At 70.9% G+C, this 12,313-nt stretch carries 10 protein-coding genes, 1 tRNA gene and 2 pseudogenes; 8 read left to right on the top strand and 5 right to left on the bottom strand.

The genetic code is table 11. The features are described from left to right. Positions 1-240 precede the first annotated feature (240 nt). The 4 genes from PLL68_RS06515 to PLL68_RS06500 all read left to right on the top strand — a co-directional run bounded on the left by PLL68_RS06515 (position 241) and on the right by PLL68_RS06500 (position 3,906). A tRNA-Ser gene (locus PLL68_RS06515) sits at positions 241-328 on the top strand. A gap of 160 nt (positions 329-488) precedes the next feature. Beyond that, complete coding sequence (locus tag PLL68_RS06510; protein ID WP_324532770.1) at positions 489-2,399, top strand: propionyl-CoA synthetase; 1,911 nt, start codon at positions 489-491, stop codon at positions 2,397-2,399. 99 nt (positions 2,400-2,498) lie between these two features. Beyond that, entirely contained in the window at positions 2,499-3,422 is a 924-nt protein-coding gene (locus tag PLL68_RS06505; protein ID WP_324532768.1) for an AEC family transporter, read from the top strand. 91 nt (positions 3,423-3,513) lie between these two features. After that, on the top strand, positions 3,514-3,906 hold the full coding sequence (locus PLL68_RS06500) for a hypothetical protein (protein WP_324532766.1): 393 nt from the start codon (positions 3,514-3,516) through the stop codon (positions 3,904-3,906). Positions 3,907-4,089: 183 nt separating this feature from the next. Here PLL68_RS06500 and PLL68_RS06495 read toward each other — a convergent pair whose 3' ends face one another. Further along, positions 4,090-5,751, bottom strand: coding sequence for a helicase HerA-like domain-containing protein (locus PLL68_RS06495; RefSeq protein WP_324532764.1), 1,662 nt, complete (start codon positions 5,749-5,751; stop codon positions 4,090-4,092). 69 nt (positions 5,752-5,820) lie between these two features. On the opposite strand from PLL68_RS06495, the gene PLL68_RS06490 reads away from it, so the two are divergent. From PLL68_RS06490 to PLL68_RS06480, 3 genes are read left to right on the top strand one after another with little or no spacing between them, the layout of a single operon-like run. Further along, on the top strand, positions 5,821-6,111 hold the full coding sequence (locus PLL68_RS06490) for a type II toxin-antitoxin system VapB family antitoxin (protein ID WP_159901581.1): 291 nt from the start codon (positions 5,821-5,823) through the stop codon (positions 6,109-6,111). Between the two features lie 10 nt (positions 6,112-6,121). After that, positions 6,122-6,655 (top strand): LytR C-terminal domain-containing protein, encoded by a 534-nt coding sequence (locus PLL68_RS06485; RefSeq protein WP_324532761.1) that lies wholly within the window; start codon positions 6,122-6,124, stop codon positions 6,653-6,655. 45 nt (positions 6,656-6,700) lie between these two features. Continuing rightward, positions 6,701-7,615 (top strand): CHAD domain-containing protein, encoded by a 915-nt coding sequence (locus tag PLL68_RS06480; protein ID WP_324532759.1) that lies wholly within the window; start codon positions 6,701-6,703, stop codon positions 7,613-7,615. 23 nt (positions 7,616-7,638) lie between these two features. Here the strand turns inward: PLL68_RS06480 and PLL68_RS06475 are convergent, their stop codons facing one another. The 3 genes and pseudogenes from PLL68_RS06475 to PLL68_RS06465 form a co-directional block, all read right to left on the bottom strand. After that, positions 7,639-8,646 carry a sugar phosphate isomerase/epimerase family protein gene (locus PLL68_RS06475; protein WP_324532757.1) on the bottom strand — a complete coding sequence of 336 codons (1,008 nt, stop codon included), beginning with the start codon at positions 8,644-8,646 and terminating at the stop codon, positions 7,639-7,641. Positions 8,647-8,719: 73 nt separating this feature from the next. Next, a pseudogene (locus tag PLL68_RS06470) lies at positions 8,720-9,616 on the bottom strand (alkaline phosphatase family protein); the annotation flags it as partial. Positions 9,617-9,743: 127 nt separating this feature from the next. Then, positions 9,744-10,010 (bottom strand): annotated as a pseudogene (locus PLL68_RS06465) (ATP-binding cassette domain-containing protein); the annotation flags it as partial. A gap of 213 nt (positions 10,011-10,223) precedes the next feature. On the opposite strand from PLL68_RS06465, the gene PLL68_RS06460 reads away from it, so the two are divergent. Continuing rightward, complete coding sequence (locus tag PLL68_RS06460) at positions 10,224-11,360, top strand: ROK family protein (protein ID WP_502910680.1); 1,137 nt, start codon at positions 10,224-10,226, stop codon at positions 11,358-11,360. A 32-nt stretch (positions 11,361-11,392) separates the two neighbouring features. Here the strand turns inward: PLL68_RS06460 and PLL68_RS06455 are convergent, their stop codons facing one another. After that, entirely contained in the window at positions 11,393-12,025 is a 633-nt protein-coding gene (locus tag PLL68_RS06455) for an FMN-dependent NADH-azoreductase (RefSeq protein WP_324532754.1), read from the bottom strand. Positions 12,026-12,313 lie beyond the last annotated feature (288 nt).

Raw genomic sequence — 12,313 nt, 5'->3', positions numbered from 1 at the left:
GCGATCAGCCAGACGGCCCAGACCAGCACGGCTGCCGCACCGAGCACCTGCCTGACGGGCACCTGCGCGAGGGTCAGTCGGATGCCGGCGAGCCACGGCGCGCTCTGCGTCACCGACGGCGGATCACCCCCCTTGACGATGGCGTTCCAGTCGCTTCCCGACACTCCCCCAGTGCTCACGGTGCCATCATCGCACCGCCGCGATTTCGGGGCGAGCGTTCCCTCTAGTAGCCTCGCCCGCGGAGGATTCGCATAGTGGCCTAGTGCGCACGATTGGAAATCGTGTTGGGATAAAACCCTCGGGGGTTCAAATCCCCCATCCTCCGCCACACAGAACGGCCCCGGGAGCTTGCGACCGGGGCCGTTCCAGTGCCGTGGAATCTCCCTCCGGGCGGTCTGGCATCCGCTCGTCGCGCCAACCGCCCGCCCACGGACGGTTCCTACCGCACCGGTGGCGCCGAGCGAGCGACCCCAGCACGATGAGGTTCCATGAGCAACGGCGCCTACGCAGCGGCATACGAGCAGTCGATCTCCGACCCGACGACGTTCTGGGGCAACGCCTCCAGCGCCATCGAGTGGGTCACCGAGCCCACGACGGTGCTCGACGACACCAACCCGCCGTTCTACCGGTGGTTCCGTGGCGGCACCCTCAACACCTGCTTCAACGCCCTCGACCGGCACGTGCGCGACGGCCGCGGCGAGCAGGCCGCGCTGATCTACGACAGCCCGGTCACCTCGACGGTCGAGACGATCAGCTACGCCGAGCTGCTCACCCGGGTCGCGACGTTCGCCGGCGCGCTGGACTCCCTCGGGGTGGCCAAGGGCGACCGGGTCGTCATCTACATGCCGATGGTGCCCGAGGCCGTCGTCGCGATGCTCGCGTGCGCCCGGCTCGGAGCGATCCACTCGGTGGTCTTCGGCGGGTTCGCCCCGGCCGAGCTCGCCGCCCGGATCGAGGACGCCAAGCCCAAGGTGATCGTCGCGGCATCCTGCGGCATCGAGCCCAGCCGGGTCGTGGAGTACAAGCCGATGCTGGATGCCGCGCTCGACCGCAGCAGCCACACCCCCGAGGCCGTCATCGTCCTGCAGCGTGAGCAGGCGGCGGCCTCGGTCGGCGAGCGCGACACCGACTGGGAGGAGCTGGACTGGGACGAGCTCGTCACCGACGCCGAACCGGTCGGGTGTGTCGAGGTCGAGGCGACCGACCCGCTCTACGTGCTCTACACCTCGGGCACGACCGGGCGCCCCAAGGGCATCGTGCGCGACAACGGCGGCCACGCCGTGGCGCTGCGGTGGTCGATGGCCAACGTCTACGGCATCGAGCCGGGGGACGTGTGGTTCACGGCATCCGACGTCGGGTGGGTCGTCGGCCACTCCTACATCGTCTACGCGCCGCTGCTGACGGGCGCGACGACGGTGCTCTACGAGGGCAAGCCCGTGGGCACCCCCGACGCGAGCGCCTTCTGGCGGGTCATCGCCCAGCACGGAGTGAAGGCGATGTTCACCGCCCCGACGGCGTACCGGGCCATCAAGCGCGAGGACCCGACCGGGTCCCTCATGGCCGGTCACGACCTGTCGAGCCTGCAGACCGTGTTCCTCGCGGGCGAGCGGCTCGACCCCGACACCTACGAGTGGGCCAGCCAGGTGCTCGGCGTGCCGATCGTCGACAACTGGTGGCAGACCGAGACCGGCTGGCCGATCGCGGCGAACCTGCGCGGTCTGGAGCCGATGCCGATCAAGGCGGGCTCGCCCTCGGTGCGGGTGCCCGGCTACGACGTGCAGGTGCTCGACGACGCCGGCCAGCCGATGCCGCCCGGCCACGAGGGCGCGATCGCCATCAAGCTGCCCCTTCCGCCCGGCACCCTGCCGACCCTGTGGGAGGACGACGAGCGCTACGTCGCCGGCTACCTCTCGGTGTACGAGGGGTACTACCTCACCGGTGACGGCGGGATGATCGACGCCGACGGCTACCTGTACGTCATGGGGCGCACCGACGACGTGCTGAACGTCGCCGGACACCGGCTGTCGACCGGCTCGATCGAGGCCGCCCTGGCCGGCCACCCGGCCGTCGCCGAGTGCGCGGTCATCGGCGTGGCTGACGACTTCAAGGGCCAGGTGCCCCGCGGTCTCGTCGTGCTCAAGGGTGGCGTCGACGGTGCTGGCGACGAGGGTGTGCGCATCTGCAAGGAACTGGTGCAGCGGGTGCGTGACGAGGTCGGCGCCGTGGCGAGCCTGAAGCAGGTCGACATCGTGGCGGGGCTGCCGAAGACCCGCTCGGGCAAGATCCTGCGCAAGACGATGCGCGAGCTGGCCGACGGCAAGGTGCCCACGGTGCCCGGGACCATCGAGGACGCGTCGGTGCTCGACGCGCTCGGACCGGTGCTGCGCCCCGGCGCCTGATCGGCGGCGGGCTGGCCCACCCCCCGAGGTAGGTCGACGCAGAAGTTCGGTGCGCGGACCCTCGGGCGGGCAGATCGGCATCGGGGCGACGATGGCCCCGTGGAGAGCGTCATCCTGGGGTTCGCGACGATCGTCGCGGTCATCGGTGTCGGCGCGCTGGTCGCCCACCTCGGGGTCGTCGACCTCGGGGCGCAGCAGGTGCTCAGTCGGATCGCGTTCTTCGTGGCGTCCCCCGCGCTGCTCGTCACGACCGTCGCCCAGGCGGATGTCAGCGACGTGCTGTCGCGCGGGCTGGCCGCGACGGTGGTCGCGGTGCTCGTGCCGGCGGGGACGTACATGCTGATCGCCCGGTGGCGGTGGCGCCGATCGGCCGGAGAACGAGTGATCGGCGCCCTCTCGGCCTCCTACGTCAACGCCGGCAACCTCGGCCTGCCCGTGGCCGCCTACGTGCTCGGGGACGCGGCACTGGTCGCGCCGACCCTGCTCCTGCAGCTGCTCGTGCTCCAGCCCCTCGCCCTGGCCGTCCTCGACGCCGACGTGCGCGGCACCCGACCGTCAGTCTCCGAGGTGTTGCTGCGGCCGTTCACGAACCCCCTGACGATCGGCACGCTCGTGGGGCTCCTCCTGTCGATCACGGGCTGGCGCCTGCCGCCGCTCGTGGCCGATCCGGTCGAGCTGATCGGGGCCATGGCAGTGCCCGGCATGCTGCTCGCCTACGGCATCTCGCTGCGCCTGGGGCCGGGGTTCGGGGGCGACGTCCCCCCGGGTGAGCTCGCCCTGACGAGCGCGCTCAAGCTCGCCGTCCAGCCCCTCGTGGCGTATGCCGTGGCGCACCATGCGCTCGGGCTGTCGGGTCACGCCCTGCTCGCCGTCGTCGTGTGCGCGAGCCTGCCGACGGCGCAGAACATCTTCGTGCACGCCACCCGCTACGACCGGTCGAGCACCTTGGCGCGCGACACCATCCTCGTGACGACGACCGGGGCGGTGCCCGTGATCATGCTCGTGGTCTGGTTGCTCGGCTGAGGAGGTGCGCGCGGATGCCGGGTGGCCGGCATCCGGTCGTGGGTCACGATCGCTCGTGGGCCGGCATCCGGTCGTGGTCCACAATGTCGCCATGATCACCGTCGAGCTCGCGCGTGACCTCATCGGCGCCGGCGTCCTGTGGGAGCCCGCCGCCGGCGACCGGTTCGTCATCGATGCCGAGCTGCTGACCGGTGAGGTGTTCTGGATCAGCGACCTCACCGTCGAGGTGCAGACCTACCGCGACCAGTCACTGCTCGGCTTCAACGGCACGACCGAGTGGGCGCTGGACTCGGTGACGCTCGACCAGGCGCTGTGGCTGCCCCGCGAGGACCAGCTGCGCGAGCTGCTCGGTGACCGCCTCGAGGTGGTGCGGCGGCTCGAGGACGCGTGGGAACTGACGTATGCCGTCGCCCCGGGGTACGTGCGCACCGTCACCGACGCCGACCTCGAGTGCGCGTACGCCAAGGCCATCCTGACCCTCTGACCCGGCCGCAGCGGGGGTTGCGCGCTGCTCGTCGCAGATCCTTGCTCCCGATGTGCGTCCTTGCTCCGGATGGGCGCTGCTGCAAGGGCGCACGAGCGGAGTACGGATCTGCGACCGGAGGAAGGATCTGCGACGAGCGGATCGGCGGCACCGCGACAAGCGGCTCCGCGGGGTGTGTGCGGGTCAGCGGCGGCGGCTGGTCCCGAACACCGACCGGGTGATCTCTCGGCCGATGACCGTGCCCGCCGAGCGCAGCATCGACTTGAACGCACTCGACTTCACGACCTTGTCGACCACGTTCGGCTCAGCAGCCTGGCGGCGCTCCTCGGCGGCGCGGGCCTTCGCCTGTGCAGCAGCCTCCTTGGCTGCCTCGCGCGCGGCGACCTTCTCGGCCGCCAGCCGCTCCTTCTCGGCTGCAGCAGCGGCTGCGGCACGCACCTTGGCGTTCTCGGCCTCCTGCGCGGCGAGCTTCTCGGCCTCGGTACGGGCGATCTCAGCCTTGCCGAGCATCTCCGAGGCCGACTCGCGCTCGAGGTAGGTCGAGTACTTGGCGGCCAGCGGCGACACGGCGACGGCCTCGGTGAGCAGCGCCGGCGGCGACGGGGCCATGAGCGACTCCGGGGCGCGCATCCGGGTCCAGGCGACCGGCGTCGGCACTCCCTTGTCCGAGAGGACGGTCACCACGGCCTCACCGGTGCCGAGCGAGGTCAGGACCTCCTCGAGGTCGTAGTCGGTGTTCGGGTACGTGCGCACCGCCGCCTTCAAGGCCTTCGCGTCGTCCGGGGTGAACGCGCGCAGGGCGTGCTGGACGCGGCTGCCGAGCTGAGCGAGCACGTCGCCCGGCACGTCCTTGGGTGACTGGGTCACGAAGAACACGCCGACCCCCTTGGACCGGATGAGCCGCACGGTCTGCTGGATCGCGTCGAGGAACTGCTTGCTCGCCCCGTTGAAGAGCAGGTGCGCCTCGTCGAAGAAGAAGACGAGCTTCGGCTTGTCGAGGTCCCCGACCTCGGGCAGGTCGTGGAACAGGTCGGCGAGCAGCCACATGAGGAAGGTCGAGAAGAGCTGCGGGCGGTCCTGCACCCCCGGCAGCTCGAGCATGGAGATCAGGCCGCGGCCGTCAGGTGCGGTGCGCAGCAGGTCTGCGGTGTCGAACTCGGGCAGGCCGAAGAACACGTCGGCGCCCTGGGCGGAGAAGTTCACCAGTTCGCGCAGGATCACCCCGGCCGTGACCGACGACAGGCCACCGAGCTCCTTGAGGTCGGCCTTGCCCTCGGGGCTGGTGAGGAACTGGACGACGGCCCGCAGGTCGGGGATGGTGTCGAGCCACAGCCCCTTGGTGTCGGCGTAGTGGAAGACCAGACCGAGGCTGGACTCCTGGGTGGCGTTCAGGCCCATGACCTTCGAGAGCAGGGTCGGCCCGAACGTCGAGACGCTGGCCCGCACGGGGATGCCGGTGCCCTGCCCACCGAGTGCGTAGAACTCCACCGGGTAGGCCGTCGCCTGCCAGTCCATGCCGATGTCGGCCGACCGTGAGGTGATCCGCTCCCCCGGTTCACCCGCGCTCGCCATCCCCGACAGGTCCCCCTTGATGTCGGCGAGGAAGACGGGCACTCCCTGCTCGACGAGCTGCTCAGCCATGAGCTGGAGGGTCTTGGTCTTGCCGGTTCCGGTGGCGCCGGCGACGAGACCGTGGCGGTTCATCGCCGACAGCGGGATGCGGACCTTCGCGTCGGGGTGCGCGGCCCCGTCGATGACGGCGGCACCGAACTCGAGGGTCGGGCCGTCGAAGGCGTACCCCGCGCGGATCTCGTCGAGCTGGCTGGTCTTCACGTTCTCGGTCACCGCGCCAATCTAGTGCGCGTCCGGCACTTACACCGGGCGGTGCGGCACGACGCGGCATACAGTGACCCCGTGATCTTCAAGGCAGTCGGCGACAATCGCCCCTACCCAGACCACGGGTACACGACGCGCCAGTGGTCCGGGGTGCCTCCGCGTCTCGTGCGCCTCGACGAGCTCGTCACGACCAAGCGCGAACTCGACCTCCAGATGCTGCTCTCGGAGGACTCCACCTTCTACGGCGACCTCTTCGCCCACGTCGTGGAGTGGCAGGGCACGCTCTACCTCGAGGACGGCCTCCACCGCGCGCTGCGCGCCGCGCTGCACCAGCGACCGACCCTGCACGCCCGGGTCCTCTCGTTGTGATGGAGGTGTGATGAGCGAGACGTCGGATGCCGTGGACCCCCACCAGCGCCAGCGGCGCCGCTCCCTGATCACCATCGGTGTCGTGCTGCTCGGCCTGTTCTTCGCGTTCTGGTACGCGTGGTCGTACTACCAGGCCGAGACCGAGGCGGTCGCGGCCCGGCCGCCTGCTGCCACGTGTGCCCCGTTCGACCCCAAGGCGGTCCGGGCCGAGGACACCACGGTCAACGTCTACAACGCGTCCAACCGAAAGGGCCTGGCGGCATCGGTGTCCACGTCGCTCACCGAGCGGGGGTTCGTCATCGGCAAGGTCGCCAACGACCCGAGCAAGCGCAAGGCCCCCACCGTCGCAGAGGTCCGGCACGGCCCCTCCGGTGAGGCCCAGGCGAAGCTCCTTCAGTCCACGCTGCCCAAGGGCACGGTGCTGTTCGCCGACAAGCGCAAGGGCACCACCGTCGACGTCGCGCTCGGGGCGAAGTACACGGGGCTCGCACCCGCCGCCACGGCATCCGGCCTGCCCACCTGTCCCGCGCCCTCGGCGTCGTGACCCGCCGCACCCCCCGATGACGACGACGGCGATGACCCGGCTGCGATGAGCGCCCTCGTCGACCTCGGCGCCGACGCGCTCCCCCGCAAGGCTGCGCCGATCTCACTCTCAGCGGGGATGAGCGCGCGGGCGGCCTTCGCGGTGGTGGCCACGGAGTGCACCGAGCACTGGCGCACCAACGAGTGCCGGCTGGTGCAGTCGCGGGCGATGCCGCACCTGCACCAGACCCGGGTGGGCATCCGCCGGCTGAGGTGCGCGGTGTCGCTGTTCGGGCCGGTCCTGGAGAAGCAGTCGCCCGCGGTGGCGGCTGCGCACGCCATCCGGGAGCTCGCCCTGCCGTTCGGTCACGCCCGTGACCTCGACGTGCTGCTCGCTGGGGAGGTCCTCGACGGCCGCCACGAGCGCGAGGTGGCGGCGCTCTTTCAGGCCCGCGAGTCGGCGTACGACGAGGTGCTGCACGTCCTCGGGCGGCCGAGGTGGCACAGGGCCAGCGCCGCGTTCGACCGTGCCCTGCTCGGGGTGCCGTTTCAGCTGGGCGATGACCCGCCCGTGGCTGAGCTGGCCGCGAACGCCCTCGAGAAGCGCTGGCTCCGCGTCGCCGGGCAGCACGACCACATCGCCGAGATGTCCCCGGCCGATCGCCACCGGGTGCGCATCGAGGCCAAGAAGCTGAGGTACGGGTGCGAGTTCTTCGCCTCCCTCTACCCGCACGCGTCGGATGCCGGGAGCGGGCTTCGCGTCGTGACGAGCAGCGGCGAGGTGCTCACCGGGCCACTGGCCTACGCCTGGTACGTCGAGGACGTGCAGTCAGCGCTGGGGGCCGTCAACGACCACCACATCGCCGACTCCCTGCTGCGGTCGGTGGGCGCCGGCGCTCCTGAGGTCGATGAGGCGGCACTGGTCGAGGCCGGGATCGCGGCCTGCGAACGGCTGGCCGCGATCGAGCCCTTCTGGCGCTGACACCCCCGACCGCAGAAGTGGGGTCAGTCGCCGGAGCTGAAGGCGGCGTCGAACGCTGCCTCGGGCTGGTCGAAGGCCAGCCGGCGAACGAAGCCCACGGCCTCGGCGGCGCCGATCAACCGGTCCATCCCGGCGTCCTCCCACTCCACGGAGATCGGCCCGTCGTAGCCGATCGAGTTCAGCGCCCGGAAGCAGTCCTCCCACGGCACGTCGCCGTGGCCGGTGGACACGAAGTCCCAGCCGCGCCGGGCGTCGGCCCAGGGCAGGTGGGAGGACAGGCGGCCGTTGCGGCCGTTGCCGACGCGCATCCGCACGTCCTTGCAGTCCACGTGGTAGATCCGGTCCTGGAAGTCCCAGATGAAGCCGACCGGGTCGAGCTGCTGCCAGACCATGTGGCTCGGGTCCCAGTTCAGCCCGAACGCCGGTCGGTGACCAATGGCCTCGAGGGTGCGCACGGTGGTCCAGTAGTCGTAGGCGATCTCGCTGGGGTGCACCTCGTGGGCGAAGCGCACACCGACCTCGTCGTACACGTCGAGGATGGGGTTCCAGCGGTCGGCGAAGTCCTGGTAGCCGGCCTCGATCGTCTCCGCCGAGACCGGCGGGAACATCGCGACGTACTTCCAGATCGCGGACCCGGTGAAGCCGATGACGACGTCGACGCCCAGCAGGGCGGCAGCGCGCGCGGTGTCGGCCATCCGCTGCGCAGCGCGCTGGCGCACCCCCTCGGGGTCGCCGTCGCCCCAGACGGCCGCCGGCAGGATGTCCCGGTGGCGCTGGTCGATCGGGTCGTCGCAGACCGCCTGGCCGACGAGGTGGTTCGAGATCGCCCACACCTTCAACCCGTGGCGCTCGAGGATCTCCTTGCGCCCGGCGACGTAGTCGTCCTCCGCAAGGGCCCGGTCGACCTCGAAGTGGTCTCCCCAGCAGGCGATCTCGAGCCCGTCGTAACCCCACGACGCAGCGAGGCGGCACACCTCCTCGAACGGGAGGTCAGCCCACTGGCCGGTGAAGAGGGTGATCGGACGGGTCATCGAAGTGCTCCTTGCGGTCGGGGTGATGGGGGCCGGGAGGGTTGGGGTGTCAGGCGGTCGTGCGCGAGGCGGGTCAACGGGCCATGAGGACATCGACGTCGACGCCGGCGGCCCGGAGCACCAGGTCGCGCACGTCGGTCGCTGCCACGCTCTCACGCAGACGCCCCGGTGTGGAGGTGATGAGCACGGGTCCGTCCTCGGGGTCGTCCGGGAGCCGCCCGTGGCTGCCCCTGACCCACCGCGCGTCCAGGGGGACGACGGTCATCGAGTAGCGCAGCCCGAGCTTCTTGCGCACGAGCGCGAGGCCGGCGCGAGCCTTGGCCGTGCGGTCGGCCGGGTCGAAGAAGAGCTCGGCGGGGTCGTAGCCCGGCTTGCGGTGGATCTCGACGCCGCGCGCGAAGTCCGGTGCCCGGGCGTCGTCGAGCCAGTAGTAGTAGGTGAACCACGCGTCGCGCTCGGCGACGACGACGAGGTCCCCGGACCGCTCGTGGTCCAGCCCCACCTCCGCCTGCCCGGCGCGGTCGAGCACCTGCTCCACCCCGGGGGTGTCCCGCAGGAGCGCACTCACCTCCTCGACCCGGTCGGCATCGCGCACGTAGACGTGGGCCACCTGGTGGTCGGCGACGGCGAACGCCGTGGACGCCCACGGGTCGAGGTACTCCATCCCGGCCTGCGTGTGCACCTCGAGCAGCCCGGCCCGGCGCAGCACCCGGTTGAGGTGCACGGGGCGGTCGACCTCGGTGATGCCGTACTCGCTGAGCACGATGACCTCGACGCCCAGGCGGGCGGCGTCGTCGAGGAGCGGCGCGAGCACGGCATCCAGCTCGGATGCCGCGGCGCGCGCCTGCGGCGAGCGCGGCCCGAACCGCTGGAGGTCGTAGTCGAGGTGCGGCACGTAGGCCAGCGTGAGGTCGTGGTGCGGCAACACCCGCCGGGTCGCCTCGACGATCCACCGGGACGAGGCGATGGTCGCCGTGGGGCCCCAGTACTGGGTGTCCGAGTCGCTGGAGCAGGCCGGCTGCGAGCTTGGCGGTGCTGCGTCGCTGGGAGAAGCCGAAGCGGCTGCGCTCGTGTCCGAGGTAGATGTTCTCGGCGACCGTGAGGCCCTCGACGAGGTCGAGCTCCTGGTAGATGGTGGCGATACCGAGGTCCATGGCTGCCTGCGGGTGCGCGAACCGCACCTCCTCGCCCTGCCAGGTGATCGATCCCTCGTCGGGCTGGTGGACCCCCGCGAGCACCTTGATCAGGGTGGACTTGCCGGCACCGTTCTGGCCGAGCAGGCAGTGCACCTCGCCGGGTCGGACGTCGAGGTCCACCCCGCCGAGTGCGACCACTCCGGGGAAACGCTTCACGATGTCGGCCATGCCCAGGAGGGTCGCGGCGCCGTTGCCTGCCATGCGAAGGGACGCTAGTGGCACTTTTGTCTGAGCGTCAAGCAAAAGTTCTCCGGATCTGCCGATGTTATGGATTCGAGACATGGCGAAGGGCAATGTGCTTGACTACGAAGCGTGACCACGACGGCTGCTTCGTTCGCGGCCCCGGGCGGGACGTCAGGGGCAGGCGAACTGCTGCAACTGATGCTCGACGGAACCCCGCGGACCCGGGCCGAACTGATCAGGATGACGGGGCTGGCGCGGTCCACGGTGGGTGCTCGGGTCGATGCGCTCCTGGCCGCCGGGCTGCTCACCCCCTCGGGCGAGGCGGCCTCCACCGGTGGGCGCCCACCGGCCAGGCTGGCATTCAACCCCGACGCCGGAGTCGTCATCGGTGTCGACGTCGGCGCCACCCACGCACTCGTCGCCCTGACCGACCTGCGCGCTCGCGTCCTCGACGAGGCCGCCCTGACCCTCGACGTCACCGCTGGGCCCAAGGCCGTGCTCGACCAGGTGGCCAGGACGTCGCGTGCCCTGCTCAAGAGCGCCGGCCGCAGCCGGGCCGACCTGGCCGGTGTCGGGATCGGGCTGCCGGGCCCGGTCGAGCACTCCACCGGGCGACCGGTGCTGCCCCCGATCATGCCCGGCTGGGATAACTACGACGTGCCGGGCCACGTGATGGCGGCCCTCGGTGGGCCGGTCCTCGTCGACAACGACGTCAACATCATGGCCCTGGGCGAGCACGCGACGATGTACCCGCACGTGGAGCAGATGCTCTTCGTCAAGGTGGCGACCGGCATCGGGGCGGGCATCATCAGCGGGGGACGCCTCCACCGAGGGGCCCAGGGCACGGCCGGCGACCTCGGACACGTTGCCGCGCTGCACGGCGGGGACACCCGCTGCACCTGCGGCAACCTCGGGTGCCTCGAGGCCGTCGCGAGTGGCCCGGCGATCGTGCGTGCCCTGCGTGAGCGCGGGGTGGACCTCCAGGACAGCAGCGACCTCGTCCGACTGGCCAAGGCCGGCGACCTCGCCGCGGCCACCGCGATCCGTGACGCCGGCCGCGAGATCGGCCACGTCCTCGCGACCTGCGTCAGCCTGCTCAACCCGTCCGTGATCGTCGTCGGCGGACGACTCGCGCAGTCCGCCGAGAGCCTGCTCGCCGGCATCCGAGAGGTCGTCTACGGACGGTCCCTGCCGCTCGCGACAGGCGACCTGCAGATCGTCGCGTCACGCACCGCCGGGCACGCGGGCGTCATCGGAGCGGCGACCATGGTCGTGCAGCACGTCCTGTCGGTCGAGCAGGTCGAGCACCAGCTCGCCGCTGCCGCCGCAGGCTGACACCTCAGCCTGCGACCGACAGGGATGCGACCTCAGGCGGCCCAGCGTGGCGCCGAGGCGAGCTTCTCGACCGCCTCCATCGCGTCAGCGTGGGCCTGTTCGCGCAGCACCGGGTGGTCCAGCGGTTGGGCGTGCACGAACTCGGAGTCGGTCACCCCGATGAAGCCGAAGATGGCGCGCAGGTACGGCTCCTGGAAGTCGTAGGCCCCCATCGGCCCGGACGGGGAGTAGTCCGACCCGCGCGAGGTGATGCACACCATCGACGTGCCGTGGACCAGCGGGGAGGGGTAACCACCCTCGAAGGAGAAGGTGTAGCCCGGCTGGACGATGCAGTCGATCCAGTGCTTGAGCTGGTGGGGCAGGCCGAAGTTCCACATCGGGGTGGTGATCAGGCAGAGGTCGGCCGAGACGAAGTCGTCGATCAGTGCCTCGACCCGCGGCCACGTCTTTGCAGCATCGAGGTCTACGGGGAGCCCCTGCATGAGCCGGTACTTCGTGCTCGCGATCGTGTCGTCGATCGTCGGGAGCGTCGTGGTGGACAGGTCGAGCTCCTGGACGGTGAGGTCCGGCCGGGCCTTGGCCAGGTGACCCAGGAAGGCACGCGAGAAGGGCAGGGTCTGGGAGTGGTCGCCGCGCGGAGTGGCGATCACGTGCAGGATCTTCATGGATTGTCGCTCCGGGGTGACGAGGACCCGCAGGCCCGATTGTTGACAGTTCACCCACGCTATGGCTCGGCGCCGCGCGGCCACCATGGCTCAATCGGGGGGTCTTTGTCGGTCTGCGCCCGCCAGTGGCGGACATTGCCTCGGCACGAGGCCACTCCCGCATTGCCAGCCGGTGGCGGTGGGACCCGCCGTCGCCGTCCGCGCTCCTTCGTCGCGCGCTCGGCTCCTGCTCCCGGCATCCCCTCGCCACCCGCCAACGCAAAAACCCCGGTCGCAAGCTCCCGGGGT

This window comes from Ornithinibacter sp., from assembly GCF_035443565.1.
GTDB lineage: Bacteria > Actinomycetota > Actinomycetes > Actinomycetales > Dermatophilaceae > Fodinibacter.
The sequence above is the reverse complement of the archived record's forward strand: the minus strand, read 5'-3'. Positions and strand labels throughout refer to the sequence as shown.

Bases quoted from the DNA above. Each gene is read 5' to 3' on its own strand.
- PLL68_RS06485 (WP_324532761.1), top strand. From the start codon at position 6,122: ATGAGCGAGACGTCGGATGCCGTGGACCCCCACCAGCGCCAGCGGCGC.
- PLL68_RS06460 (WP_502910680.1), top strand. From the start codon at position 10,224: ATGCTCGACGGAACCCCGCGGACCCGGGCCGAACTGATCAGGATGACG.
- PLL68_RS06480 (WP_324532759.1), top strand. From the start codon at position 6,701: ATGAGCGCCCTCGTCGACCTCGGCGCCGACGCGCTCCCCCGCAAGGCT.
- PLL68_RS06475 (WP_324532757.1), bottom strand. From the start codon at position 8,646: ATGACCCGTCCGATCACCCTCTTCACCGGCCAGTGGGCTGACCTCCCG.
- PLL68_RS06500 (WP_324532766.1), top strand. From the start codon at position 3,514: ATGATCACCGTCGAGCTCGCGCGTGACCTCATCGGCGCCGGCGTCCTG.
- PLL68_RS06455 (WP_324532754.1), bottom strand. From the start codon at position 12,025: ATGAAGATCCTGCACGTGATCGCCACTCCGCGCGGCGACCACTCCCAG.
- PLL68_RS06510 (WP_324532770.1), top strand. From the start codon at position 489: ATGAGCAACGGCGCCTACGCAGCGGCATACGAGCAGTCGATCTCCGAC.